The 10095-nt window shown below is 68.4% G+C and carries 7 protein-coding genes; 6 read left to right on the forward strand and 1 reads right to left on the reverse strand.

Annotation, left to right across the window (positions count from 1 at the left end; translation table 11 throughout):
• Positions 1 to 2 precede the first annotated feature (2 nt).
• The 3 genes from QMX83_RS07565 to QMX83_RS07575 are packed head-to-tail and all read left to right on the forward strand — an operon-like array spanning position 3 to position 5133.
• Positions 3 to 1121, forward strand: a complete 1119-nt coding sequence (locus tag QMX83_RS07565) for a BatA domain-containing protein (protein ID WP_282296016.1) — start codon at positions 3 to 5, stop codon at positions 1119 to 1121.
• A complete protein-coding gene (locus QMX83_RS07570) occupies positions 1118 to 3283 on the forward strand; it encodes a hypothetical protein (protein ID WP_282296008.1) in 2166 nt (721 codons plus the stop codon). Before QMX83_RS07565 ends, QMX83_RS07570 begins: the two co-directional genes overlap by 4 nt.
• Complete coding sequence (locus QMX83_RS07575) at positions 3280 to 5133, forward strand: hypothetical protein (RefSeq protein ID WP_282296009.1); 1854 nt, start codon at positions 3280 to 3282, stop codon at positions 5131 to 5133. Before QMX83_RS07570 ends, QMX83_RS07575 begins: the two co-directional genes overlap by 4 nt.
• A gap of 296 nt (positions 5134 to 5429) precedes the next feature.
• Here the strand turns inward: QMX83_RS07575 and QMX83_RS07580 are convergent, their stop codons facing one another.
• A complete protein-coding gene (locus QMX83_RS07580; protein WP_282296010.1) occupies positions 5430 to 5912 on the reverse strand; it encodes a hypothetical protein in 483 nt (160 codons plus the stop codon).
• A 200-nt stretch (positions 5913 to 6112) separates the two neighbouring features.
• Between QMX83_RS07580 and QMX83_RS07585 the strand changes: the two genes are divergently transcribed.
• The 3 genes from QMX83_RS07585 (at position 6113) to QMX83_RS07595 (ending at position 10057) form a co-directional block, all read left to right on the forward strand.
• Positions 6113 to 8599 (forward strand): DEAD/DEAH box helicase, encoded by a 2487-nt coding sequence (locus tag QMX83_RS07585; protein ID WP_282296011.1) that lies wholly within the window; start codon positions 6113 to 6115, stop codon positions 8597 to 8599.
• Positions 8596 to 9654, forward strand: coding sequence for a ribonuclease H-like domain-containing protein (locus tag QMX83_RS07590; protein WP_282296012.1), 1059 nt, complete (start codon positions 8596 to 8598; stop codon positions 9652 to 9654). Before QMX83_RS07585 ends, QMX83_RS07590 begins: the two co-directional genes overlap by 4 nt.
• A gap of 70 nt (positions 9655 to 9724) precedes the next feature.
• Positions 9725 to 10057 carry an I78 family peptidase inhibitor gene (locus tag QMX83_RS07595; protein ID WP_282296013.1) on the forward strand — a complete coding sequence of 111 codons (333 nt, stop codon included), beginning with the start codon at positions 9725 to 9727 and terminating at the stop codon, positions 10055 to 10057.
• Positions 10058 to 10095: the final 38 nt, after the last annotated feature.

Below are 10095 nucleotides of genomic sequence, written 5' to 3' on the forward strand. Positions count from 1 at the left end.
GTCTGTCGCTCCTGTTCCCGTTGGGACTGCTGGCGCTGGCTGCGCTGGTGGTGCCGCTGCTGATCCATCTGGCACGCCGGCACCACTACGCGCCGCTCGACTTTGCGGCGCTGCGCTGGCTCCGGGCCAGGGCACAGCCACGACAGCGCATTCGCTTTGACGAATGGCCCTTGCTGCTGGTGCGGTTGCTGCTGCTGACGGCATTGGCGCTGCTGCTGGCGCATCCGCTACTACATGGTGCGGCGACACCCACCGCCCCGTGGGTCGTGGTCGCCCCCGGTCTGACCCCGCCGTCGGTGGATGAAGGCAGCGAGGGTCGCTGGCTTGCGCCAGGGTTCCCATCGCTGGAACAACCGGCTCCCACCGGGCCGCAACCGTTGGCCAGCCTGCTGCGCGAGCTGGACCAGGCCATGCCGGCCGGTGCGGCACTGACGGTGTATGTGCCGGACCCGATGCCGGGACTGGACGGGGAGCGCGCCCGCCTGTCTCGCCGCGTGGAGTGGCGCAGCGTGCGCCAACCTTTGCCGGCCCCTGCTTCGGCCGCTGCTGCACCGCAGCTGCGCGTGGCGGGTGCCTCCGCCGACGCGCAGACACTGCGCGTGCTGGAGGCGCTGCAGCGTGCCTGGAGCCAACAGCCCTTGTCGGCTGCGCTGGCCGGCGATGAGGTACCTGCGACGGGGCAGGTCGGCGTGTGGCTGGGCGATGCCGCCCTGCCCGCCGCCTGGCAGACGTGGGTGCAGAACGGGGGCAGCGTGCTGGTCACCGCCGCTGCCGCAGCGCCGGGCACCGGCGTGCCGGTCTTGCGCGATGCCAGCGGCACGGTCGCCATGACCCGTCATGCACTGGGACGCGGCCAGGTACTGCGCTTCAGCAAGGCGCTGTCGCCGGCCACGCTACTGATTCTGCGCGAAGCCGATTTCCCACGGCGGTTGCTCGACCAGCTGCAGCCCACGCCGCTACCGCAGGTGGCCTCCGCAGCCACGCAGCAACCGCTGGTCGGTGCCGCATCGCCCGCCGCGCAACCACAGGATCTGAGCATCTGGCTGCTGGCCCTGGTCGTGCTGCTGTTCGCGTTGGAGCGTTGGATGGCAACGTCGGCACATCGCGGGAGGCCGGCATGATCGCCGTGCAGCGCGCGTGGCAGCGTGCGCGCCGCCGCAAGGCGTTGATCAGCGTTGCCCTGCTGCTGCCGCTGGCATTGGCGGCGGCCGCCGTGGCGGTGCGCCTGGCCGGCCTCAACCTCGGCACGGCCATCGCGCTGCCATGCCTGTTGCTGGTGGTGGGCATTGCGACCTGGAAGGCGCGCAAGCTCGACCGCCGCTGGCTGGTGCGTCAGCTCGACCACCATCCGGTCGTGCAGGACAGCAGCGACCTGCTGTTCGCCGCGAGCGATGCGCTCAATCCCCTGCAGCAGCGCCAGCGCGCACATCTGCATGAGGCGCTCGGTCGGGCTATGCCGGATCTGCGCCCTCGCTGGCCATGGCGTAACCTGCTGCTGTGCTGGCTGGGTGGCCTGCTGGTGATCGCGCTGGCACTGGGCTGGCCGCGCGGTGGCGTTACCACGACGACGCTGCGCGATACGGCCGCTGCCGACGCCGCCAGCGCGGTTGCACCACGCCTGCAGTCCTCACGCCTGCAGATCCAGGCACCGGCTTACACGGGCCAGCCGGTACGCGCGCAGGCCGCGCTGGATGCCAAGGTGCCGCAGGACAGCGCCTTGTCGTGGTCGCTGCGCTTCAACGGCACGCCCACCTCGGCCGCTCTGCAGCTGCATGACGGCAGCCGCATTGCATTGAAGCGCGATGGCGAACAGTGGACAGCACAGTGGAAGGCCACGCGTCCCACGCTGTACCGCATCATCACCGAACCGGCACTGGCGCAGCCGCGCCTGTATCGACTGGACGTGGCACCGGACCGGCCGCCCAGCGTGCGCGTCATCACGCCCGACCGGACGCTGGTGCTGGCGTCTCCCAACCAGCGCCAGTGGGCACTGCAGTTCGAAGCCAGCGACGATTTCGGTGTGGCCACGACGGCCGAACTTCAGATCACCCTGGCCCAGGGCAGCGGCGAGAACATCACCTTCCGTGAGCAGCGCATCACGCTGAGCGGCACGGGCAGTGCCACCCTGCGCCAGTTCACGCGCACGCTGGATCTTGCCGCGCTGGGCGCACAGCCGGGCAACGACGTGATCGCGCAGCTGCACGTGCGTGACAACCACACTCCGCAGGCACAGAGCGCACAGAGCACCAGCCTGATCCTGCGCCTGCCCAGTGAGGAACAGGTACTGGGTGAAGCGATGGAAGGCATGGTCAAGAAGACCCTGCCGGCGTACTTCCGCAGCCAGCGCCAGATCATCATCGACGCCGAAGCGCTGATCAAAGCGCGGCCCACGCTGTCGGCCGAGGAGTTCATCAAGCGCTCCGACGCCATCGGCGTGGATCAGCGCATCCTCCGCCTGCGCTACGGCCAGTTCCTCGGTGAGGAAGCCGAAGGCGCGGCCAAGCCGCCGCCGACCAGCGACAGCCTGCCGACCAGCGATGCGCCGACCGATGACCATGACGATCACGCCGATGCGCATGGCGATGAACACGAACACGCCGCCGGTGGTCATGACGACCACGATCATGGTCCGCCGAAGGGCGAGGGCCAGCCGGTGTTCGGCAGCGCCACCGACGTGCTCAGCGAGTACGGCCATACCCATGACCATGCCGAGGCGGCGACCCTGCTTGACCCGCAGACACGTGCGACCCTGAAGGCCGCGCTCGATCAGATGTGGTCGTCGGAAGGCGAACTGCGCCAGGGGCGTCCGCAGCAGGCGTTGCCTTTCGCCTACAAGGCATTGGAGTTCATCAAACAGGTGCAGCAGGCAGAGCGCATCTATCTGGCGCGGGTCGGTCCTGAGCTGCCGCCCATCGATGAAGGCCGCCGCATGACCGGCAAGCGCGACGATCTGGGCAGCCGCACACTGTCGATCACGGCGATGGAAACACCGGATCCGGCCATCGTGGCGGTGTGGCAGCAGCTGGGCGAGGCCGGTGATGCACCGGACCTTGATGCACTGAGCACGTGGCTGGGGCGCAACCAGTCACGTCTGACCGATCCACTCAGCCTGGCTGCCGCGATTGAAGAACTGCGCCTGACGCCCGACTGCGGCACCTGTCGCGCCACCCTGCGCGCGCAGTTGTGGCGCGCCCTGCTGCGGCCATCTCCGCAGGTGCAGCGGCGCACGGCCCCGGACCCGATGGCGCAGCGTTACCTGGACGCGCTGGAGGCGACCCGATGAGCACTTCCCTCTGGATCGCCATCGCGCTGGCAGTGATCACACTGGTGGCCAGCGCTCGCCTGCTGCGGACACAACGGAACCCCGTAGAGCCGGGCTCTGCCCGGCTGCCCTTCGCGCACCGTCGGACACGCCTGCCCCTCCTGCTCCTCCTGCAGGCCCTGGCCGCCGCCCTCCTCTATTTCACCCTGCAGCCGCCCACGCGCACGGCCGACGCGGATAACCTCGTCATCCTGACCGCCAACGCGTCCACCGCCGGTGCCATTCCCGCCAGCGCCACGGTCATCGCCCTGCCAGAAGCCGACACGCCCGCCGGCACCCCGCGCGCGCCCGACCTCGCCACCGCCCTGCGCCAACACCCGGGCAGCAGCACGCTGACACTGGTCGGCGACGGCTTGGCGGCACGCGACCGCGACACGTCATTGCCCGCACGCGTCATCCTGCAGCCTGCGCCTGCACCGCGCGGTTGGGTAGACCTGCAACCCCCGACAATCACCGCCCCGGGCGGACTGTTCACGGTCACCGCACGTGCGCAGGGTGTCGTCGACGCACGTGCCGAGCTGCTGGACCCGGCCGGCGTGGTGGTAGATCGCGCACCGCTCGACGCGCAGGGTAACGTGCAGTTGCAGGGCAGCGCCCGCGATGCGGGCCGCAGCGAATTCACCCTGCGCCTGCTCGACGCCCAGCAGCACACCGTGGACAGCGTTCCAGTGCCGCTGCAGACCGTGGTCCAGCCGGCACCGCGCGTGCTGATGCTGGCGGCCGCGCCGGGCCCGGAATGGAAGTACCTGCGGCGTTGGGCGACCGACACCGGCTTGGCGCTGCAGGCGCAGGCCAGCGCCGGCGGTGGGGTGATGCTGGGCGATGCGCCGGTGCCGCTGACAGCCGCGCGTTTGGCCGCGACGGATGTGCTGGTGCTCGACGAGCGCAGTCTCACAGCGCTGGGTGCCTCCCAGCGCAGCCTGATCCAGCAGGCGCTGCGCGAGGGCCTGGGCGTTCTGGTGCGTAGCAGCGGCCCGTTGAGCGACAGCGCGCGGCAGACGCTGCGCGGCTGGGGGCTGGCGGTGAGCGGCGGCACGCGGGCGACTCCTCTGACGCTGCCCGCCGACCCTGAGAGTGCGTTGCTGCAGGCCAGGCGCGGGCCGGCACGACCGGCGGCTGACAGCACGGCGTACATCGACGAGGCCAATGCTGCCTCACACAGCAGCGTGCCACCGACGCTGGAGCGATTTGATCTGAACCTCGCCAATGCAGACCCACTGCTGCGCGATGCAAAGAGCCAGCCGGTCGGTGGCTGGCGCAGTGTGGGACGCGGCCGCTTGGCGGTGCTGCCAATCAGCGACAGCTACCGGCTGGTGCTGGCCGGTCGCGATGATCGCTATGCCGAACTGTGGTCGTCGGTGTTCGCACAGGTGGCGCGTGCACTACCTATCGCTGTAGTGGCACGTGTGGAATCGGCCACACCGTGGTCTGGCGAGCGCATGTCGATCTGCCAGGTCACTGACGGCGCGCGGGTGGCCGATCCGCAAGGCGGGAAGGTGACGCTGCAGATTGACCCGGCCAGCGGCACGCAGCGCTGCGCGGGCTACTGGCCTGCCGTTGCCGGTTGGCATCAGCTGCAGCAGGGTGAGGCGACACAGGCGTTCTACGTGTTTGATCGAGCCGGCGCGGTGCCGCTGCATCGCGAGCAGGTGCGGCAGACCACCGCGCAGCGACTCACGCGGAGCAGCACAGCCTCCTCGGGTTCGCCGGTGCCGGTCCCCGGCCCGCGCTGGCCGTGGCTGCTGGCGTTCGTCGCGGTCGCTGGGCTGCTGTGGTGGCTGGAGCGACGACGGCCGGCCATTTCACACTGATCGCGCCCAATTGATTGGAGCCCAGCCAGCACTCACTTGCTGGGGTGCTTTTGCCTCATCATCCTTTCCAGTTGCGCCAGGTGGCTGGCTTTGATGGCATCCATATGAGCCTCAGCTTCCTCGCTTGAGATACACGGCCGAGAATCAGCCAGCGCGCTTGCGGTCTCTCGACGGAGAAACTCGCTATACGCGGCGTCTTCCTGGTTCTGCTTCAACGCTCTGGCCATGATGGCTTCCGATCAAGAATCATCCGGGAACCGTATAACAATTGAGAAGCAGCCGGGCAGAGCCCGGCTCTACGGGGGTCCGTCCTGGTGCTGGAGGGCGCGCTGCTGCTGGTCTTCGGTCAGCTCGGGGGGCGGGCGGGCGATGGCCGACTGGATCTGGTCGGGGCCGCCCGTCAGTTTGTGGATGCCTTTGCCAGCTGCGCCGAGGGCGGCGTTGATGCCCATCATCAGGTAGCCGCCGCTCAGACTGACCTGCTCGACTGAAGGCGGCTCGCTCCAGGTGCGGCTGAAGCGGTTGGGGGCCGGCTCCACCGGGTTCTTGAACCGGTAGAGGTCGAGCGGCTCATCTTCGGGTTTGACCGCGCGGACTTCGCCCAGGGTGGTGACGTTGTCGTCATTGGCTGGCGGCGTGCCCGGGACGGTCGGTCGCGGTTCAACCGGCGGGGACTCCGGGGGTTGCTGGGCGTGGGCGGATGCGGCCAGCAGAACGCTGGCCAGGACTGCTGCCTGGGTTGTACGTGTTGCCACTTCTGCCGCTCCGTGACCTTGCATCCTGGGCCAAGGATACGGATGGGGGCTTCAGATTTCGTTTGTTGCTGAACGCTTCAGTTCATCTGGGATGCAAGCACCGCTTGGGCCGGCCAACGGCCGGCGCTACCAGAGCGGTGCCACATGGCCCGCGGAATTCCGCGGTGTCTCGGGATCTGAGACGGGGATATGCTTATCTGCTGTCCTTTGCAGACCGTTTTTCCATGGCCTACGAACTCGCCAAGCGCACCGAAGACGCCGAGCGCCGGCTGTCCACCACCGAGGGGCTGCCCTCGCGGGATGGCGCGCTGCTGACCGCGCGGCTGCAGCGTCGCTATGCGGACCGCATCACCGGCAGCTTCACCCTGCCCGGCCGCGAGGGCCGCTATGCGCCCATCCCGGACGATGTGCCGGCGGCGCTGAAGGCGGCGCTGAAGGCGGCGCTGAAGGCGCGCGGCATCGAGCAGCTGTACAGCCATCAGGCCGAAGCCTGGGACGCGACCCAGCGCGGTGAGCACGTGGCCATCGTCACCCCCACCGCCAGCGGCAAGTCGCTGTGCTACACGCTGCCGGTGGTCAGCGCGGCGATGCAGGGCAACGCGAAGGCGCTGTATCTGTTCCCGACCAAGGCGCTGGCCCAGGACCAGGTGGCCGAGCTGCTGGAGCTGAACCGCGCCGGCGACCTCGGCGTCAAGGCGTTCACCTTTGATGGCGACACCCCCGGTGATGCGCGGCAGGCGATCCGCCTGCACGGCGACATCGTGGTCTCCAATCCGGACATGCTGCACCAGGCCATCCTGCCGCATCACACCAAGTGGGCGCAGTTCTTCGAGAACCTGCGCTATGTGGTGATCGACGAAGTCCACACCTATCGCGGCGTGTTTGGCAGCCACGTCACCAACGTGCTGCGCCGGCTCAAGCGCATCTGCGCGTTCTACGGGGTGGAACCGCAGTTCATCCTGTGCTCGGCCACCATCGGTAATCCCAAGGCCCATGCGGAAGCACTGATCGAAGCACCGGTCAGCGCGATCACCGAATCGGGTGCGCCCACCGGCCCCAAGCATGTGCTGCTGTGGAACCCGCCGGTGGTCAACGCCGACCTGGGCCTGCGTGCCTCGGCGCGCTCGCAGAGCAACCGCATCGCGCGCATTGCGATCAAGTCCGGCCTGAAAACGCTGATCTTCGCGCAGAGCCGGCTGATGGTCGAAGTGCTCACCAAGTACCTGAAAGACATCTTCGACCACGACCCGCGCAAGCCGGCGCGCATCCGCGCGTACCGCGGCGGCTACCTGCCCACCGAGCGTCGCGAAACCGAGCGCGCCATGCGTGCCGGCAACATCGACGGCATCGTCAGTACCTCGGCATTGGAGCTGGGTGTGGATATCGGCAGCCTGGACGTGGTGGTGCTCAATGGCTATCCCGGCAGCGTGGCCGCCACCTGGCAGCGCTTCGGCCGCGCCGGTCGCCGCCAGCAGCCCGCGCTGGGGGTGATGGTGGCCAGTTCGCAACCGCTGGACCAGTACGTGGTGCGGCATCCGGACTTCTTCGCCGATGCGTCGCCGGAGCATGCACGCATTGCGCCGGACCAGCCGCTGATCCTGTTCGACCACATCCGCTGCGCGGCATTCGAGCTGCCATTCCTGGCCGGCGACCCGTTCGGTCCGATCGACCCGCTGGTGTTTCTGGAAGCGCTGGCGGAAACCGAAGTGGTGCACCGTGAGGGCGACCGCTGGGAGTGGATCGCGGACAGCTATCCCGCCAATGCGGTGAGCCTGCGTTCGGTGGCCGATGGCAACTTCGTGGTGGTCGACCGCAGCGACGGCAAGCAGCAGATCATCGCGGAGGTGGATTATTCCGCCGCGGCACTGACCCTGTACGAAGGGGCCATCCACATGGTGCAGTCCACACCCTACCAGGTGGAGCGGCTGGACTGGGAAGGCCGCAAGGCCTACGTCACCCGCACCCACGTGGATTACTACACCGACAGCATCGACTTCACCAAACTCAAGGTGCTCGATCGCTTCGACGGCTGCGTGGCCGGGCGTGGCGACTCGCACCATGGCGAGGTCCATGTAGTGCGACGCGTGGCTGGTTACAAGAAGATCCGCTACTACACCCATGAAAACATCGGCTACGGCCCGGTCAACCTGCCCGACCAGGAACTGCACACCACTGCCGTGTGGTGGCAGCTGCCGCAGGCGCTGCTGCTGACGGCGTTCGAGTCCAAGCAGGAAGCGCTGGACGGCTTCCTCGGTGCGGCTTACGCGCTGCACATCGTCGCCACGGTGGCGGTGATGGCCGACGCGCGCGACCTGCAGAAGGCGGTAGGCAACGGTGACGGTGCGTGGTTCGCGGTGGCCGACCAAAGCGGCCGTGGCCAGCTGCGCGGCGCGGAGTTCGACGCCAGCGCGATCGAACTGCAGCAGCAGTTCGTGCCCACCGTGTATCTGTACGACAACTTCCCGGGCGGCGTAGGCCTGAGCGAACCGCTGTGGACGCGCCAGGCCGAGCTGCTGCTGCGCGCGCGCGAGCTGGTGCAGCGCTGCGACTGCAGGGCCGGCTGCCCGGCCTGCGTGGGCCCGGTGCTGGCCGGCCAGGAAGACGATGCCACCACCCCCAAGGCGCTGGCACTGAAGGTGCTGGACCTGTTTGATGCACAGGCGTTGCCCGACGCGACGCACCACGCTGACGTGGAGGTCGTACCGTTTTGAGCCTGAGCCTGGACAAGCTGCGCCTCCTGCGGCGACAGGCCGGTGACGTCACGCCCGCGTCGCAGCCCACCACAGCGCCCACTGTCCCTGCAGCTGAAGCTGCCTTGCCACCTGCGGCCAATGAGGCGCGCGCGCGCAAGCCCGCGCCGGATTCGGTGTTTGCCTGGGTTGAACAGGAGATCAAGCACAAGCCCACCGGCGCTGCCGCCCCGTCTCCCGCCGCGTCAGTGCCTGCACCGGCACTGCGCAAACCGGATGTCGGCGGTCTGCATCGCCTGCTCGGCCTGCGCGAGCGCGGCACGGCCAGCGCACGTCCGCGCGCCTCCGCACAGGACCGTCAGGTACCGGGCGAGCAGATTGCCGACGGTCTGTTCCTGATTGAAGCGTTCCTGCCGCAGGCCATTCCCACCGCTCCGCTGTCATTGGCGTTTGCCCGCCGCGAAGGCGAAGCCGTGCAGCCACAGGATCTGTTGTTCTTCGATACCGAAACCACCGGGCTGGCGGGCGGTACCGGCACGCGTGCGTTCATGATCGGCGCAGCCGACTGGCACCACGATGCCGAGCGCGGCACCGGCTTGCGCATCCGCCAGCTGTTGATGACCACGATGGCGGCTGAAACCGCGATGCTGCGCACCTTCGCCGGCTGGCTGCAGCCGTCCACGGTGTTCTGCAGCTATAACGGCCGCTGTTACGACGCGCCGCTGCTGAAGACCCGTTACCGGCTGGCGCGGCAGCGCGAACCGATCAGCGCACTGGACCACGTGGATCTGCTGTTCCCGACCCGCCGCCGCTATCGCGGGACCTGGGAGAACTGCCGCTTGGCCACCATCGAACGGCAGCTGCTGCAGATCGTGCGCGAAGACGACCTGCCCGGTTCGGAAGCGCCCGCCGCTTGGCTGAACTACCTGCGCGGCGGCAGCGCCGTGAACCTGCGCCGGGTGGCTGAGCACAACCACCAGGACGTGGTGACCCTGGCCCAGCTGATGCTGCGGCTGGTGGCCGAGGAGCAGCGCGAGCGGGAAACGCTGGCGCTGCAGGCACCTGGTGGCGCTTGATGCAGCGTTGACGTTCGGTGCAGGTGGCTGACCGCATGATGTGAACACATCCCTCTGGAGGAGGTTCACCATGCGCCTTTCCCTGTTGTTGCTGGTCAGCTGTGCCCTGCCCCTGGCTGCCTGCAGCCAGCCCCCCAAGAGCACGGCGGAAGAACCGCCGCAGGCGGTGGTCGATCCGGTGCCCGCTGGCAGCACCGCCACGCCGTGCAGGCCCGAAGCCGTGGAAGGCCTGGTCGGCAAGGTGGCCGATGCGGCGCTGGTGGAAAAAGCAGTAAAGGACAGCGGAGCCAAGCATGCCCGCGTGGTCAAGCCAGACATGGCGGTGACCATGGACTTCCGCGAGGACCGTCTGACCATCCACGTGGATGCGCAGAACCGGATCGAGCGCATCGGGTGCAACTGACGGTTCGGGCACCGTGGTGACACGTCATGCGTGTCGCC

Origin of the sequence: Stenotrophomonas sp. PS02289 (genome assembly GCF_029960115.1) — a bacterium.
Lineage (GTDB): Bacteria > Pseudomonadota > Gammaproteobacteria > Xanthomonadales > Xanthomonadaceae > Stenotrophomonas.